Genomic DNA, 15,953 nt, shown 5'->3' with positions numbered 1-15,953 from the left:
CTACGGCCCGCTCTTCGGGTCGTCGACCTCCAGCGCCTCCATGACGGGCGCCAGATCACTCTCTTCGGCCGGATCGGCAGCCTGCGGCTGTTCGCCTGTCCTGGCCTTCCTCAGAGCTTTCTCAATGGCCTCTTCGATGTCGCCGATCTCGTCTTCGCGCACCTCGTGACCATAGCCGGCCGCGTCGGCATCCTGCTCGAATTGCTGAACCAGGACGGCCACGCTCACTTCGCTTTCCGCGGGCAGGTTACCGACGTTCTCCTGCAGCCAGGTTTCAAAGAACTCTTTCGTGGCACTCATGCGGCATCTCCTTCGGCACACTAAAGCGCGGCGGTGGTCCGAAGTTCCGCTATTTCTGGCTCATCTTTGCGGTCCACTCGCGACCGGCCGATTGTGTCAAGCTTGCTGCAACCTTGCCTCTTGGCGAAACGATCCGAAGCGGTTATGTGTCGGCCGCGTGGTCCCGTAGCTCAGTAGGATAGAGCGGCAGATTCCTAATCTGTAGGTCACAGGTTCGATTCCTGTCGGGATCACCACGTTTTTCAATTACTTAGCGAGCCATCGCCGTAACCGGGGCAAAACCGGTGGCGGACGCGGCGTTATAACTCGGGTGTATCGGGTTAGAGCGGGTGGCGGTTTGGCGGGCGGCGTGATTCTGTCGGGCTACGGCGAAGCCACCGCGGGCAGCATGAGCGGATTTTTCACGACCATAGCCGTGGCAAGAGCGAAAACCAGCAGCAGCACTGAAATTAGGACGAGGCCGCTGCCACCGATCAGCAACGGCACCACCGCCACCGGCGCCTGCGGCATCGGAGAGACGCTTTCGCGGACGTTGCAATAGGCCCGAGCAGTGCAATTCGGACGCTTGCGACCGATGTGGCGGGCGCTCCGACCGGCCGGCTATCTGTGGCCATCACAAGATTGCCGCGGCAAGTGACTAGCGGAACAGATATTTTGATACCTCTGGATTGCCTCGTCTCCACATAACGTTATCCAGAAAGTAGTGGTGCACGTTGATGAATATCCACGCTATGAAGAGGAACAGCGACGAGCCGAGTACCTCTTTATTATAAGGAATCAAAGCAGACAACGCGATCGGGACCAGCCAGAAACCGAGAATCCCAAGAATACTGCCAATGATGATAAAGCCCAGCACTCGCAACCTATACATCGGGCCAATAATGGACAGGACCTTGAATTCGGGTTCTATAACAGCATCTGAACGGTCGAGCTCTACATTGGTCTGATAACGCCAGACCACAGCCAGGTACTGCAACGAATGGAGCGCCGGCACCACAAGCAGCCAGAGCGGGTTTATCCTCACAAATAGAATCCAGGCGTATAGAGACACGACGTAAGCGACGACGCCGTTGTACGGTAGCGTGCCACCATGCTTGCGCCAGCGATTGATCAGCATCACGACCGTGGCTGCCGTGGAAGCAGCGGCGGCAAATACGGCAATATTGGTGACCCATGAAGGGGCGGCAAATGTGTAGTAGTCCAAGCCCCAGAATTGCCTTTCGGTGATCACCGCGTTTGTCTGAAGCCAGGCGAACAGCCATACGGCATAGCCGTTGAACAGCAGCACTTTCTTGTCTTGCTCGTTGAAGAACCTGCGCTTCAATACGGCGTCCACCATCAGCATGCCGTAGCCTTGCTTGACATAGTGCCAGCCCACAAAAAAGGCCATCGCATTGCCAGCATACCCCAGCAGGCGCGCATTCCCCGCTATTGAACCGTAAGCAAAAAAACCGCCCATGATCAGCGGGACGACAATGCCCGCGAAGATGTAACGGACCTGAAGGTTCTTGTCATATCCGTCTCCGCGCACCTTCCGCCCAAAATTGCGATAGAAAAGTTGATACGAGTGAGCAAAGTGCGGATGGTTTATCAGATGAGCCAGCAACAACATCGTTGCGCCCACGAAACCTTCGTACTTAAGAGGGACAAAAAACAAGACCGGCAGGATGAGGAAGGCGCTCCCGCCAAGCATGAGAAAGTCAGCGACTGGACCAAAAAGATACTTCTGTGGGGCCGCCGCCACAGGAACCGCATCCGCCGAAAGGTGAAGTGCCATATTTATGCCCCTTGGGGAGACTCATTTAACAACCCCGTCGTTTCCTAACGGTTAACGTGAAACGGTTGTGATCACGATAATTGTTGGTCGTTCCATCGCTGCGGCATTTCTTCATCTTATGCCCGTCGCGATAGCGTTCCAGGCAAAGCGCATTGTGGGATTCGCAATCGCGTGCTTGCCGACGATCTCGTCGGCATGCGCCAACCCGAATGCGATGGCGATCTCGTCACGATAGTCCTGGATTGCTGCCGCGGCCCGACGGAGTAAGTCGGCGCGCTCCACAGGCTCAGGGGTACGGCAACGGTGACAACTGCCCTGACGCCACGGTCGCCATGATCCTATACCCAAATGGGTCATGCGCGGCCCATGGAACCACTCTATTATCGATGAGGGGTAGCTTGCTGCGAGCAAAATCGCACTTGGCAATTGGTGGGGCAGGGGGAAACTACGATCATTCCTACGACGGCGCTGATGTCAAAGCTCAGTGGGTGGCGAGCGAATGCCTCAGGCCTTGCTTCATGCTGGAGGGCAACATGCGCGCCTCTTTTCGACGTATGTTCATCAATCTGGATCGAGTACTCCTTAAGCTCGCGTCAGCTGTACTTCTCTTTTGCGCGTGGAGCGGGGATATCCATGCCGGAGAGTTCAAGAAAACGAATTGCTGGTTCGAGGTTCCGCGCGACCGTGGAATGACGTGCGGGACTCTCAATGTCCCTGAAAACCGCAAAAAAGCTTCTGAGACTGAAATCACTCTATCGGTGGTGGTCTTCGAGCCCGACCGCGAGCGGCATGAGCCCATTGTGTTTCTCACGGGCGGGCCTGGCCAGCCCACTGATATCGGCGACAGGGAAGACATAGCGGCATGGTGGCAGTTCATAAGCGATCAAAATTGGATGATCGGGCGCCGAGTGGTCGTGGTCGACCAACGAGGGATAGGAAAGTCAATTCCCAGGCTCAGCTGTTCGCGATACTTCAAGGCCGATCATTGGAACTCCATTTCGCTAAGCGTCGATGCTGAAATCAGCTTTGACAAGCTCATGAGAGATGAGGTGGTCGCGTGCCGAAGCGCGCTGATAGCAAAGGGCATTGACCTCTTCGCCTACAACACCGCCGAAAATGCAGCAGACGTCAACGACGTTCGCATGGCTCTTGGCATAAAGAAGTGGGTACTCTACGCCGTCTCTTACGGCACAAGAGTTGCCTTGGAAGTGATGAACGAGCATCCAGAGGGCGTCTCGGCGAGCATTCTGGATTCCGTTCTTCCCCTTGATATCGACTACCTCAAGGAAGATGGGCGAAATCTGGATCGTTCTTTGCGACTGCTGGAACGAGATTGCCAAAAATCAAAAAATTGCATGCGCGGGCTGGGAGACGCGGTGCGAGCGATCGTAAAGCAGCTGGACAAACAGCCGGTGCTTTTGCGGAGCGATGACGGAGAAAACGCTCCCGCTCAGTACAGATATGTCTCCGGCGCAGATTTTCTTGAGCTTATATTCGGGCTGCTATATGATCGTTACGCTATCGAAGATCTCCCAAAGCTAGTCGAGAAAACATACCAAAACGATTTCAGACCGCTTGCGGATATGATCTTTGAGCATGACGATACCGAGATTGCGCAGGGCATGGATTTTTCGGTCACTTGCTCTGAGACCAACAGATCCGAGTTGCCTGACAAGCGCCTCGAATACTGGACGAAGTGGATCGGAGAGGCCGACTATACCTGGGTTTGCCCGCTTTGGTTTCCCCAGGGAATGACGGTTTCGCAAAAGCATCCTCGCCGCCTGGATATCCCGACCCTGCTGTTGTCGGGCGAGTATGATCCGGCAACACCAACTCACTGGGCATATCGTGCGGCCAAAAGCCTTCCTTTTGGGCAGGTCGTCGTGCTTCGCGGGATTGGCCATGATGTGATCGATTCCGACCCTTGCGGATCTGAGGTTGTCGCCGATTTCCTGGCGAACCCCAGACGCAAGCTGAAGACTGGGTGCATTGGGCGGATGCAGGCCCCGCAGTTCACCGCCGCGGCGGAGGAGCAGTGGCAGGGGCCAGCAACACAGCGGCCTGCGGCGATAAGGTCGCCAAAGCAGATGAGGTCGCCGTTCCGGTTCAGGCATCGCTCTTCAACATTGCCCAGAAAACACTAGTTCTCTTGGCGGCAAGCACCGCCAAGCTGCATCACGATCGCGGGCGGCCCTGAGGGCGGCCCGACTCGCTATTCGAGATTCGGTGTGTTTAGATAGGTGCCTACCAAGGGGCTAGCGGTGGGCGCTGCTTTCGATTTTGACGCGATCGGTGTTGCCTTTGTCGAGGCAGCCCTCGATCCATCACGCTGGGATGCCGCGATGGAGGTGGCCGAAAAGGCCACCGGGAGCGCCGGAGCGCTTCTCTTCGACATAAAAGGGCATCTGCCCCTCGTGCCTTGCAGCCGCACTATGGCCCCTGCTCTCGACACCTATGTCCGCGACGGCTGGATAAACCGCGACGAGCGGTATCGCCTCGTCAACTTCCTCGATCGGAAAGGCGTCACCTCGGAGTTCGACCTCCTGACTTCAGACGATATCGCCAAGCATCCATACTACCAGGAATTCCTCGCGCCTTTCGGCCTGCGATGGTGCGCGGCCGTCAAGATCGCTGCAGGAGACGACTTCTGGGCACTGTCGCTGCAGAGGTCGATCCAACAGGGTCCGTTCACGCCAGACGAAATGAGACAGCTGGCGGACCTTTCGAAACAGCTGGGCTCTGTGGCCGCAGTTGCGCGGGCAATAGGTTTCGGGAGGGCCGACGCGGCACTGGATGCGTTTAGCGCCACCGAAACGCCTGCCGTCATGTTGGATAGGAGCGGCAATGTCCTCCGGTCCAATGCTCCGGCGGAAAGGCTTCTGGGGCGAGGCCTGCAGATTACGCGCCGGCGTCTGGTCTCCTTTGACCGAACCGCGACAGATGCTCTCGACCGATCGCTGAAAGCGCTGCTGTGTTCGCCGGACACGGCCGCATCGATGCCACCCGTGCCGCTGCCCAGACTGCAAGGGCGGCCGCTCCTTGCCTATCCGTTGCGACTGCCGAAAGTCTCCTACAACGCGCTGGCGCCGTGCCAGGCAATCGTCATCCTCATTGATCCTGACGCGAGACCTCCTGCTGCCGAAGCCGTGCTGCAGTCCTGCTTCAGGCTGACAGCGTCCGAAGCGAGGCTGGCGAGAAAGATTTGCTCGGGACACGGCGTTGAAGCGGCAGCCGACGAACTTGGCGTTTCCTATGAGACCGGGCGCAACCAGCTGAAATCGGTCTTCGCGAAGACGCAGACGCATCGGCAGTCGGAGCTGGTCGCGCTTCTCACAAGGCTCGCGAGCGGCCGATAGTTCGGGCATGACCGTTCTGTCCAGTGCCATCGGGCACGTTATTGTCGGTGGAAACGCGTTTGGCGACAGGCGCCGCAATTGGTACTGCGGCGCTTTTGCGTGAGTATCGTCTTGGCGTCGGCGAACCCGCCGCGCAGGCCACGCCAATCACATACGCCGGCCGGTTTTCGCTTCGAACAGGTGGGCGCAGGCGCGATCGACTTCGATCCGTATCGGCGCGCCCTGCTTGAGCGGCAGCCGCTCGCGGAACAGGCAGGCGATTTCCTCGCCGGCGCAGTCGACCTTGGCGAAGATTTCCGAACCCGTGGCTTCCAGAAGCGTGACCGTGCCCGGCATGCCCTGGGCAGTTGCGCGGATGTGCTCGGGACGGATGCCGTAGACAAGTTCGCGTCCTGCAGCGTCGGTCGGACGGGCGCCTTCCGGCAGCGGCAGGATCAGCCCGCCGGCGCTGCGGAACACGCCTTCCTCGATGCGGCCGGCAATAAAATTCATGGCGGGCGAGCCGATAAAGCCGGCAACGAAGAGGTTGGCCGGCAGGTCGTAGAGGTCGAGCGGCGCGCCGATCTGCTCGACCAGGCCGTCGTGCAGCACGACGATCTTGTCGGCCATCGTCATGGCTTCGATCTGGTCATGCGTGACGTAGATGGTTGTGGTGCCGAGCCGCTGGTGCAGCGCCTTGATCTCGCCGCGCATCTGGACGCGCAGCTTGGCGTCGAGATTAGAGAGCGGCTCGTCGAACAGGAAAACCTGCGGGTCGCGCACGATGGCGCGGCCCATGGCAACGCGCTGGCGCTGGCCGCCGGAGAGCTGACGCGGGTAGCGCTCAAGCAGTTTTTCCAGGCCGAGGATGCTGGCGGCATTCCTGACGCGGCCAGCGGTATCGGCCGGATCGGCTTTCTTGATCTTGAGGGCAAAGCCCATATTGTCGGCCACGGTCATATGCGGATAGAGCGCGTAATTCTGGAACACCATGGCGATGTTGCGGTCCCGCGCCCGCAGATTGTTGACCATGCGTTCGCCAATGGTGATCTTCCCGCCCGAGATCGTTTCAAGTCCGGCAATCATGCGCAGCAGCGTCGACTTTCCGCATCCCGACGGGCCGACCAGAATGACGAATTCGCCGTCGGCGATATCGACGCTGACGTCGTGAATGATCTTGGTGGCTCCGAAAGCCTTCTGCACGTTATTGATGGTTACCGATGCCATTGGATTTCTCCGGGAGAAAAATTGATGTCGAGCTGGAGTGCGTCTTCAGCCGCCCTTGACCGCGCCGGCGGTCAGTCCCGCGACGATCTGCTTTTGCGCGAACATGGTCAGCACCAGCACCGGCAGCGTCACCACCAGTGCGGCGGCGGCGAGCGGCCCCCAGCTCACCTGCTCGTAGGAAAGCATGTTGTAGACGGCGACCGGCAGCGTCCGCGTCTCACGGCTGGCGAGCACCACGCCGAAGACGAAATTGTTCCACGAAAAGATGACCGACAGGATGAAGGCGACAACGATGCCCGGCTTGGCGATGGGCAGGGCGACCAGCCGGAACACCTGCCAGGAGCTGGCGCCGTCGATATTGGCCGCCTCTTCCAGTTCCATCGGCGTGGTTTCGAAATAGCCGATCATCACCCAGACCACGATCGGCACCGTCACCACCAGGTGAATGATGATCTGCGGCCAGAGCGTGCCGAGGATCCCGATCCATTGGAACAGCAAAAACAGTGGGATGAGATAGGACAGTCCCGGCGTCATGCGGGCGATCATGATGACGACCGCCGATTTTTCGGCCTTGAGCCGCGCTATGCCATAGCCGGCCGGTACGCCGATCAGCAGCGCCAGCAGTGTCGCCGTGCCGGTCACCAGAACCGAATTCCAGAGATAGAGCAGGAAATTGTTCTCCTCGAACACTTTTACATAGTTCGACCAGGCGAAGCGTTCGGGGATCAGGATCGGCGGATAGGCGCCGTTGTCGATCTCGAATTTCAGCGAAAGCGAGATCATCCAGAGAAAGAAAAGAATCGCCGGCGAGACGATGACCAGAGCCGCGAAAAACAGGCCGATCTGGTTGAGCAATCGTGAGCTCATCTATTTGCCCTCCGCGTCGTTCCACTGCGAGCGCTGGCGCAGCATCAGGAGGATGAAGGACAGCGCCACGATCACAATGAAGAACACCACGGCCATGGCTGAGCCATAGCCGATGTCGTAATAGGAGAAGGCGGTGTTGTAGAGATAGATGTTGATGGTTTCCGACGCCGTGCCCGGCCCGCCCTGCGTCATCGCATAGATGATGTCGAAGCTCTTCAGCGCATCGATGGTGCGGATGATCAACGCAATCATCAGGAACGGCGCGATCATCGGCAAAGTGAGGTAGCGGAATTGCTGCCAGGCATTGGCGCCGTCGATCTCGGCGCTCTCGAACGGCTCGCGCGGTACCGAGGCCAGCCCGCCCAGCACGATCAGCATCACCAGCGGCGTCCACTGCCAGGTCTCGACCGCGACCAGCGAAGGGATGACCGTGTTGGCGTTGAATATCCATTCCTGCGCCGGGATGCCGACCAGCGACAGAAGGTAGTTGAGCACGCCGAGCTGGGGATGGAACATCATGGTCCAGACCAGCGCCACGGCAACCGGCGTTGCCATCATCGGCATGACGAAGACGCCGCGCAGCAGGCCTCGCAGCGGAAACCTGGCGTCGAAGATCAGGGCGGCGACGGTGCCCAAGAACATCGGCGCTGCCACCGAAAGCGAGGTGTAGGTCAATGTATGAACAAGCGATTCCCAGAATCGCGGGTCGCTGGCCAGGCGGAGATAGTTTTCCATCCCGGCAAAGCTCCGCGACTGGCCGAGCGTCCAGCGGTTGACGCTCATCCAGAGCGTGAACGCCCAGGGAAAGACGATCACGGCGCTAACGACGACGAGCGCCGGAACGACGAAGGGCCAGTAGTTGGGAGCCAGCCGAATCGTCTGGCTCCCTTCGATGGCCTGTTCAGTCGTCACCTCGGTGCGACCTGTCGTCACCCCGGTGCGTTCTGGGGCAATGGCGGACATCAGCCCTGCTCGCTCCTGTCGAGAACCGGCTGGAACTGCGCAGTGGCCTTCTTCAGCTCTTCGGCAGGATCGGCACCGGCAATCATGTTGGTCAACGCCACGCCGTAGATGTCGCGGAACTCGGTGACCGGGATGATCACCGGCAGCGCCAGCCTGCTGATATTGCCGGACTGAACCACCGCATCGAGCCAGCTTGCCGGCATGGTGACGCCTTCGCGCACCTTGGGATCTTCCAGCACCGACTTGCGGAACGGCACGCCGGCGCCGGCCTGGAGCAGGCGTGCGCCCATCGCCGGGGAAACCGCCCACTGACAGAACAGATAGGCGGCCTCCTTCTTTTCACTGGAGGCGGTCACGCCGAGGCCGTCGCCAAACGTCCCGGAGGCATGCGCCTTGGGCCCCTTGGGCATGACGCCGTAGCCGACCTTGCCGACCACGCGCGACTTTTCGGGATTTTCCATCGGCGGGGCAAAACCGACGCCATCGAACCACATGCCGATCTTGCCTTGCAGGAAGGCGGACTGCGCTTCCGCCCAATTGAAGCCGGTGACGCCCGGAGGGGCGGACTTGGTCATCAGCCTCTGGTAGAGGGCAGCGGCCTCGATCGCCTCGGGCGTTTCGGTGCGCAGCTTTCCCTTGTCGTCGAGCGGCGTCATGTCGTAGCCGAGCATCAGCGACGTCCACACCGGCGTGTTGGCATTCTTGAGGCCGCGGGCGACGAAACCGAACGTGTTGGTCGATGGATCGGTCAGCGCTTCGGCGGCGGCCACCAGTTGGTCGAACGATTCAGGGTATTTGAGGCCCTTGGCCTCGAACAGCTCCTTGTTCCAGTAGACGATCCAGTAGTCCACCGAGAAGGGCAGCGAACGCAGCACGCCCTGGTTGTCCTTGGCGAAAAGCATGCCGGCCTCGGCGAAATCGCTTTCGACCAGGCCGGGATCGGTCAGTGTCGGATCGGCGAGATAGCCGGCGATGTCGGCCAGCCAGCCACCCTTCTCGAACTGGCGCTTCTGCACGTGATAGCTCAGATGCACGACATCGAAGCTCGGCCTGCCGGAGCTGAGCTCGATCACCGTCTTCTGTCGCTGCTGCTGTTCCGGCGTCGCTTCGGCATTGACCTTGATACCTGTCAGTTCCTCGAATTCGGCGATGTATTTCAGGATGGTGTCGCTGCGCGGGCTTTTCACCAGATTGACGTCGAGCGTGGTGCCGGAAAAGCGCTTCCAGTCGACGCTGGCGGAAAAGCTCGGGCGAAGGCCGGCCAGGCCCGCGGCGGCGAGCGCCGTGGTTCCTGCAAGGACTTGCCTTCTCGTTGGCTTGAACGGATTGGACGACATTTCTTCCTCCCTTGGGTTGCTGTCGTTGTGGATAGTGTCGCGGCAGCCGCGAACCATATGTCCTCAGATCTGGAGCGCCAACCGGCGCGCATTGTCGATATGCCGGCTGATCGCCTCGACCGCCTTTTGCGGATCGCGGCTCTCGAGCGCTTCGATCACCGTCAGGTGCTCCTGCATCACCGGCACGACGCGCCCATCGATGCGGAAACGCTCCTGGTGGATCAGCCTGATCTTTACCGAATTGACCAGATACGCCTTGGCGATGATCTCGTTGCCCAGCGCATCGATGAAGGTGTCGTGCATGGCCCAATCGATGTTCTGGGCCTTGGCTTCCATTTCCGGCGTGGGCGGCTGCGACAAGGCTTGAGCCAGCATGTCCTCATGTTCGCGCCGCAGGCGGGCAAGCACGGCGTCGGAGGCGTTGACGGTGAACAGCGCCACCGCCTCACGCTCCATGAACAGGCGAAACTGGAAGGCCTCGCGGATCAGGTTGATGTCGATATGGGCGATCTGCATGCCGCGCTGCGGGATGGTCGTCAGAAGCCCTTCGGCCTCGAGACGCGGCACGATCTCGCGGATGGCGCCAAGCGGCAGCCCGGTAAAGGCAACCAGTTCGCGCTGCGACACGAACTGTCCCGGCCTGAGATCGCGGGCCAGCAAATGCCGCGTGAAGCTGGCATAAGCTCTTTCCCTGAGGGTTGCCGGTTCGCTGCTGTCGTCCATTTCAGCGCGCTTCCCTTTGCCGGTCAGGCCGGCTCTGTCGCAAACAGCCTGTCATAGGCGGCAGCAAGCTGTTGCCGCCCCTGCGAACCGATCGGCTCCAGCGGCGGACGGACCGCCAGCCAGCGCTCGTCGCCGGTTTTGCGCGCCACCATGACCTTCACCGCCGGGATGACCGAATATCTGAGCAATTCGAGCACGAAGCTCTCGACACGGGCATCGTCGCGCCCATCCTCGGCCATGGCGCGGATTTCGCCGGTTACGAAATTGGCCATGCCGGAAATGGCGCCCTGCCCGCCCTGACGCACGCTTCTGGCCAGGTGCCGCTCGTCGCCGATCAGGATCACCATGTCGCCATGGGCTCTTAGCAGCGCCTCGCTGTAACTCCAGTCGCCACCCGAATCCTTGACACCGGCGATCACGCCGGGGAAGGCCGCACACAGCCGACCGATCAGGGCAAGCGGGAGCGGCACCATGGTGACAGAGGGGATGTTGTAGAGGAGGATGCCGCGAGCCAGCGGCCCGAGCGCAGCGAAGACGGCAGAAAACCATCCGAACAGCCCGTCCTCGCCGACGTTCTTGAAGTAGCTCGGCGGAGCCAGCAGGATGTTGCGGACGCCGGACTGCAAGGCATGCCGCGCCTGTTCGGCGGCGTCTTCGGCTGCATCGACCAGCACGCCGGCAACGAGCCGATGCGCCGGAATGCCGGCGGCCAGCATGGCCTCGGTAACAATCCGCCGCTCTGCCGTGCCCACGGAAGCGCCTTCCCCGGTGGTGCCGAACAGCGTGGCGCTGCTGCAGCCGGCGCCAAAGCAAGCCCGGGCCTGCGTGACCATGGGAAGGATGGCGATTTGCCCGGACGCATCGAAAGGCGTGGCGAGAGCAACCGAAAGACCAAAGCGCGAGACCACTATTTTCTCCAGATGTCGATGTGCAAGCAGTACTAGCACACTAACATGTTAGCTGTAAATTGCGGCGACCACCTTTTCGAAACAGCGTCGACATCGGACGTATTATGAGGCGGATTTAGGCGGATGCCGACTTTCCGGCAGCGCTATCCCTAATGACCCGTCGCGTCCGCGTAGATATCGAGGACACGGGTGATGCTGCCGATCAGAATCTCGTGAGCGAGGGGCTTGACCCGGCGTGCGGCAATCTCGGCGCCGAGTTGCCCCAGATACTGGCTGATCAGCGGCCGGGGTATATCCTTCTCGCCCAATACGTCCAGCAGCGTCCGTGTTGCGCGCTGCGCCTCCGGCGTCGGCCAATAATAGCGGATGCGGTCGCTGAACGAGAAATGCCGCTGCATGCGCTGCTCGTCCGGCGTGCCCGGATAGTATTGCTGCCAATTGTCCGGCGACGCCAGCATGATGCGTTCCATCGCGGCAGGCAGGCTTTCGCACGAAAAGTCCGGCGCGAGGATATCGGCGATATGGCTGAGCCCATACAGCGCTTCGCGAAGCGCGAAGGTCAGCCAGGGGCCGACCTTGAGGATGGCAAAACCGTCGCAAACGAGAGCATTGAGCGCTTCGGCCGGCTGGTAGTCGGTCGAATGCGCCTCAAAAACCAATTGCGGCATACGGTCGAGCACAGCCACCAGTTCAGTCGCCTTGGCCGGTGCATAGGGCACGATCTCGGTGTTGCCGAACTCGACGCCGGGCTGGACGACGACACCGACCGCACGGTCAAATGCGGCTTCCAGGCCGGCGCGGGAAAACGCTCGCGCGTGGATTTCTACGGTGCGCAAGGCATCGCCGGGCGCCGTCACATGCAGGTGGTCGAGCGCCTCCAGCGCCCCGCCCGGGACCGGAACTTCGGTGCCGATGACATAGACCGGTTTTTCGCCGCCTGCCCGCTCGACCGCCGCCTCGGCGATTTCAGCAAGTTCGGCCGCACGCGCGGCGATCGTTTCATCGGCAAGCACGGCTGGATCGTCGGCGCAGGCCATGCTCGTATCCAGATGCATTTTGGTGAAGCCGGCGCTCGCATAGGCATCGATCATCGCCGCAGCCTTCTTCATCGCGGCGGCGGCAGCCATGTGCTTCCAGGGATTCGGCCCGAGATGATCGCCGCCGAGGATCAGGCGATCGACGGGGAAGCCGACTTTGTGCGCTTGCGCCTCGACGAAGCTGCGGAACCCCGCAGGTGTCATCCCGGTGTAGCCGCCGTCGTGGTTGACCTGGTTGCAGGTGGCCTCGATCAGCACATCCGCGCGCCGCGCCGCGCCATGGCGCAGGGCAGCCTCGATGACCAGCGGATGCGCCGAGCAGACCGAGGCGATGCCGCTTTTCTCGCCTGCGGCGCGCCTCGCCGCAATGTTCGCAAACCTTCGCGTCGCGTCACTCACTGCGTGTTCCCCGTGGCGATGAATGCCTCGACCGCTTCAAGCGGGAAAATGCCCTCCATCGGCCCCTTGCGGGTGACGGCAAGCGCACCGCAGGCATTGGCGATCCGCAGGGCTTCGGCAGGAGCCGCCCCGCGCAGCCAGAACGAGACGAAAGCAGCACCGAAGCAGTCGCCCGCACCGGTCGGATCGACCTCGTCGACGGCAAAGCCGGACGAGGCGACCGCACCGTGATGATCATGATAAACGGCGCCGGCGGCGCCTTTCTTCAGGACGATGCAGGACAGGCCACGGGCCAGCAGTTCGTCGACTGCACGCTCCTCGTCCCTGGCGGACGAAAACAGGAAGAGCTCCTCGCCGCTCGGCAGGAAGATGTCGGCTCGCGCCACCACGTGGTCGAGTGCTGCGCGCATGCCGGATGCCTGCATGATCTCGCGGCGGATGTTCGGATCGAAGGACACGGTTCCGCCTTTGGCCTTGACGGTCTCGATCGCCGATAGCGCCACCGCGATGGCGCGGTCGGAAAACAGCGACGAGCCCATGACATGGACATGATCGGCACCGGCGAGCAGCTTTGTCGCCGCCGCGTTTGTCTCGATCAGGCCGGCGGCGCTGTTGCGGATGTTGAAGACGAAATGCCGGCTGGCGTCGGCCCGGTAGGTGACGAAGGCCGTGCCCGTCGCATGACCCGTGTGAACCGCGATCGCCGACACGTCGGCGCCAAGTGCCCGCAGCCGATCGATGTTCAGCCTGCCGAAGTCGTCGTTGCCGACGGCGCCGATGAGGCCGGCCGGCTGGCCGAGCGCCGCCGCCTGGCCGATGAAGATCGCGGGCGCGCCCGACGGGTAGGGTCCAAGCAGCGGACCAGGCTCAAAAAAGCTCTGGCCGATCCGCTCGGCCATGATCTCGACCAGAATCTCGCCGGCACCGACCAGCTTCTTCATCTCGCGGAATCCCTCAAATTCGCCTACTGCACGCAAATTCGCCTATTGCAAGTGAATACGGCTTGTGCTTTTTCGCGTCAATTAATAAATTTACGCATGGAAACTGTATAATTTTATTGTGAAGTTTCGCCTTGCATTCGAGGGCTTTATGTCGATGACGCACAAGACGATGGAGGATTTTGCTCGCTCTTGCGGCGTCTCCAGGCCGACACTGTCGAAATATTTCGACGATCCCACCAGCGTCAAGCCGGCGACACGTCAGCGGATCGAAGTGGCGCTGCGCTCGTCCGACTACCAGCCCAATCTGTTTGCACGCAACCTCAACCGCAAGCGGACCCGCAGCATCGGCATTGTCGTGCCGACGCTCGCCGATCCCTTCTATTCGGAAATGGTCAGCCGCATCGAACTCAGGCTGCGCGACGAAGGCTACTGGCCGATCGTGATCTGCTCGCACGGCTCGCGCGAGCTCGAAGTGGAAGCGACGCGAACCATTCTTTCGCTAAAAGTTTCCGGCGCGCTGATCGCGCCGCTCGGCCTACGCTCCGACGAGCGCACGCTGGAGAAGCTGACACAGACCATACCGATCGTCTATTTCGACACTTATCTCGAGGGCGACACGCCGTTCGTCGGCAACAACAACAGCCAGAGCGTCTCGACCATCGTCGATTATCTCTGCCGCTCCGGTGACCCCCCGGTCTATTTCGACATCCCGCACGTCAACCACAATTCGCGCGAGCGCCTGAACAGCTATGTCGGCGCCATGCAGCGGCTCGGGCATGAGCCGGTGCTCATCGGCACCCCTTATGACTACACTTGGGATTTCGAACGGATCGGCTACCAGCAGATGGAAGCGATGCTCGCGCGTGGCGGTCTGCCGGGCAAGACCATTCTGTGCGCCAACGACCGTCTCGCCTTCGGCGTGATGGCAGCCGCCTACTCGCAAGGCCGCAAGGTCGGCCGCAAGGGCGATTGCGACCTGCGGGTCGCAGCCCATGACGACCATCCGCTGAGCCGCTACACCTGCCCTGCCCTCACCACCATGGCGCAGGACTTCGCTTCGATGGCCGGACGCAGCGTCGAGACGCTGCTGGCCTTGCTGGATGAGGACGACGCGACAGTTGCACGCAAGGTCAGTCTCGACGCGACGCTGGTCATGCGTCAGTCGGCCTGAGCGTTTCCAAACACAGGATCGAAGCCGCGCCATGCGGCAACTGCGGCGCCGACCGCTTGCCGCGCCGCCGGACCATGGCGGCCCATCGAAACGAAGCCGTGGATCTGGCCGGGCCAGCGCCGCAGGACGACCGGCACCTCGTCATCTTCCAGACGCTTCGCATAGGCCTCGGCTTCGTCGGCAAGGATATCATGGCCGGCGATAGCGACAAAAGCCGGCGCTGCGCCGGCAAGGCTTGCGGCCTTGAGCGGCGACACGCGCCAGTCATCAATATCGCCAGCATGGTTGATATAGTGGTCGCGGAACCAGGCCATGGTCGCCAAAGTCAGGCCATAACCGTCGGCAAAGCGGCGATAGCTGTCCGCCGCCTGCGAGGCGTCCGTGTTCGGATAGAACAGCAGCTGCGCCCCCGGCGGCTTCTTGTCGCCGCGCGCAAGCAGGCAAAGGACGGTAGCGAGATTGCCGCCGGCGCTGTCGCCGGCGACAGCGATCCGTTCGGCGTCAATGCCGAGATCGCCCGCGCCGTCCTGCATGAAGGAAAGTACGGCGCGGCAATCTTCGATGGCCGCCGGAAATTTGTGTTCCGGCGCCAGCCGGTAGTCGGGAGAGACGACGACGCAGGCCGCCATATTCGCAAGCCAGCGGCAGATCTCGTCATGCGACTCGAGATTGCCGATCACCCAGCCGCCGCCATGCAGATAGAGCAGCGCCGGGGCAGCGGCTCCGACCGCGCCCTGTCCGCGATAGATTCTGAGCGTCAACGGGCCGCCGGGTCCGGTGATGGTGCGCTCGGTCAATGAGCCGACCGGCTCGCGCTCGCCCTGGAGTGCCGGAACGCCCTCCTCATAGGCGCGGCGCGCCTCTTCAGGCGTGCCGGCTTCGAATGGCGGGGCGGCCGCCTGCCGGTCAAGGTCGAGCACATGCCGGGCCTCCGGATCGAGCAAGGGTGAAAGCAATGTCGTCATCGT

Annotated in this window: 15 protein-coding genes and 1 tRNA gene; 4 read left to right on the top strand and 12 right to left on the bottom strand. The window is 61.3% G+C overall.

The features are described 5' to 3' along the window. Positions 1-300 carry a DUF768 domain-containing protein gene (locus AC0L2M_RS25090; protein ID WP_128176129.1) on the bottom strand — a complete coding sequence of 100 codons (300 nt, stop codon included), beginning with the start codon at positions 298-300 and terminating at the stop codon, positions 1-3. A gap of 159 nt (positions 301-459) precedes the next feature. Here AC0L2M_RS25090 and AC0L2M_RS25085 point away from each other — a divergent pair. Further along, positions 460-536: transfer RNA gene (locus tag AC0L2M_RS25085), tRNA-Arg, on the top strand. Between the two features lie 127 nt (positions 537-663). On the opposite strand, the gene AC0L2M_RS25080 is transcribed toward AC0L2M_RS25085, so the two are convergent. Beyond that, the gene (locus tag AC0L2M_RS25080) at positions 664-810 is read right to left on the bottom strand and encodes a hypothetical protein (protein WP_287176506.1); all 147 of its coding nucleotides are present in this window, start codon (positions 808-810) and stop codon (positions 664-666) included. A gap of 127 nt (positions 811-937) precedes the next feature. Then, positions 938-2,077: a hypothetical protein gene (locus AC0L2M_RS25075; protein WP_128246066.1), complete on the bottom strand. Its 1,140-nt coding sequence runs from the start codon at positions 2,075-2,077 to the stop codon at positions 938-940. 398 nt (positions 2,078-2,475) lie between these two features. Between AC0L2M_RS25075 and AC0L2M_RS25070 the strand changes: the two genes are divergently transcribed. Both AC0L2M_RS25070 and AC0L2M_RS25065 read left to right on the top strand, forming a co-directional pair. Further along, positions 2,476-4,221: an alpha/beta hydrolase gene (locus AC0L2M_RS25070; protein ID WP_473536186.1), complete on the top strand. Its 1,746-nt coding sequence runs from the start codon at positions 2,476-2,478 to the stop codon at positions 4,219-4,221. Between the two features lie 117 nt (positions 4,222-4,338). After that, entirely contained in the window at positions 4,339-5,433 is a 1,095-nt protein-coding gene (locus tag AC0L2M_RS25065; RefSeq protein WP_473536185.1) for a helix-turn-helix transcriptional regulator, read from the top strand. A gap of 147 nt (positions 5,434-5,580) precedes the next feature. On the opposite strand, the gene AC0L2M_RS25060 is transcribed toward AC0L2M_RS25065, so the two are convergent. The 8 genes from AC0L2M_RS25060 to AC0L2M_RS25025 all read right to left on the bottom strand — a co-directional run bounded on the left by AC0L2M_RS25060 (position 5,581) and on the right by AC0L2M_RS25025 (position 13,814). Then, entirely contained in the window at positions 5,581-6,639 is a 1,059-nt protein-coding gene (locus AC0L2M_RS25060; RefSeq protein WP_473536184.1) for an ABC transporter ATP-binding protein, read from the bottom strand. A 45-nt stretch (positions 6,640-6,684) separates the two neighbouring features. After that, positions 6,685-7,506: a carbohydrate ABC transporter permease gene (locus AC0L2M_RS25055; protein WP_023797160.1), complete on the bottom strand. Its 822-nt coding sequence runs from the start codon at positions 7,504-7,506 to the stop codon at positions 6,685-6,687. Beyond that, a complete protein-coding gene (locus tag AC0L2M_RS25050; RefSeq protein ID WP_287195725.1) occupies positions 7,507-8,469 on the bottom strand; it encodes a carbohydrate ABC transporter permease in 963 nt (320 codons plus the stop codon). Further along, positions 8,469-9,806, bottom strand: a complete 1,338-nt coding sequence (locus AC0L2M_RS25045; RefSeq protein ID WP_473536183.1) for an ABC transporter substrate-binding protein — start codon at positions 9,804-9,806, stop codon at positions 8,469-8,471. Before AC0L2M_RS25045 ends, AC0L2M_RS25050 begins: the two co-directional genes overlap by 1 nt. 63 nt (positions 9,807-9,869) lie before the next feature. Beyond that, complete coding sequence (locus tag AC0L2M_RS25040; RefSeq protein ID WP_473536182.1) at positions 9,870-10,529, bottom strand: GntR family transcriptional regulator; 660 nt, start codon at positions 10,527-10,529, stop codon at positions 9,870-9,872. Between the two features lie 23 nt (positions 10,530-10,552). Next, positions 10,553-11,437 carry a dihydrodipicolinate synthase family protein gene (locus AC0L2M_RS25035; RefSeq protein ID WP_473536181.1) on the bottom strand — a complete coding sequence of 295 codons (885 nt, stop codon included), beginning with the start codon at positions 11,435-11,437 and terminating at the stop codon, positions 10,553-10,555. A 149-nt stretch (positions 11,438-11,586) separates the two neighbouring features. Beyond that, a complete protein-coding gene (locus AC0L2M_RS25030; protein ID WP_128246058.1) occupies positions 11,587-12,873 on the bottom strand; it encodes a D-tagatose-bisphosphate aldolase, class II, non-catalytic subunit in 1,287 nt (428 codons plus the stop codon). Beyond that, positions 12,870-13,814 (bottom strand): sugar kinase, encoded by a 945-nt coding sequence (locus AC0L2M_RS25025; RefSeq protein WP_473536180.1) that lies wholly within the window; start codon positions 13,812-13,814, stop codon positions 12,870-12,872. Before AC0L2M_RS25025 ends, AC0L2M_RS25030 begins: the two co-directional genes overlap by 4 nt. A gap of 148 nt (positions 13,815-13,962) precedes the next feature. Between AC0L2M_RS25025 and AC0L2M_RS25020 the strand changes: the two genes are divergently transcribed. Then, positions 13,963-14,985 carry a LacI family DNA-binding transcriptional regulator gene (locus tag AC0L2M_RS25020; protein ID WP_473536179.1) on the top strand — a complete coding sequence of 341 codons (1,023 nt, stop codon included), beginning with the start codon at positions 13,963-13,965 and terminating at the stop codon, positions 14,983-14,985. On the opposite strand, the gene AC0L2M_RS25015 is transcribed toward AC0L2M_RS25020, so the two are convergent. Continuing rightward, the gene (locus AC0L2M_RS25015) at positions 14,973-15,950 is read right to left on the bottom strand and encodes an alpha/beta hydrolase (RefSeq protein ID WP_473532535.1); all 978 of its coding nucleotides are present in this window, start codon (positions 15,948-15,950) and stop codon (positions 14,973-14,975) included. The genes AC0L2M_RS25020 and AC0L2M_RS25015 overlap by 13 nt on opposite strands. Positions 15,951-15,953 lie beyond the last annotated feature (3 nt).

It is taken from the genome of Mesorhizobium sp. WSM4806 (assembly GCF_055811635.1).
The sequence above is the reverse complement of the archived record's forward strand: the minus strand, read 5'-3'. Positions and strand labels throughout refer to the sequence as shown.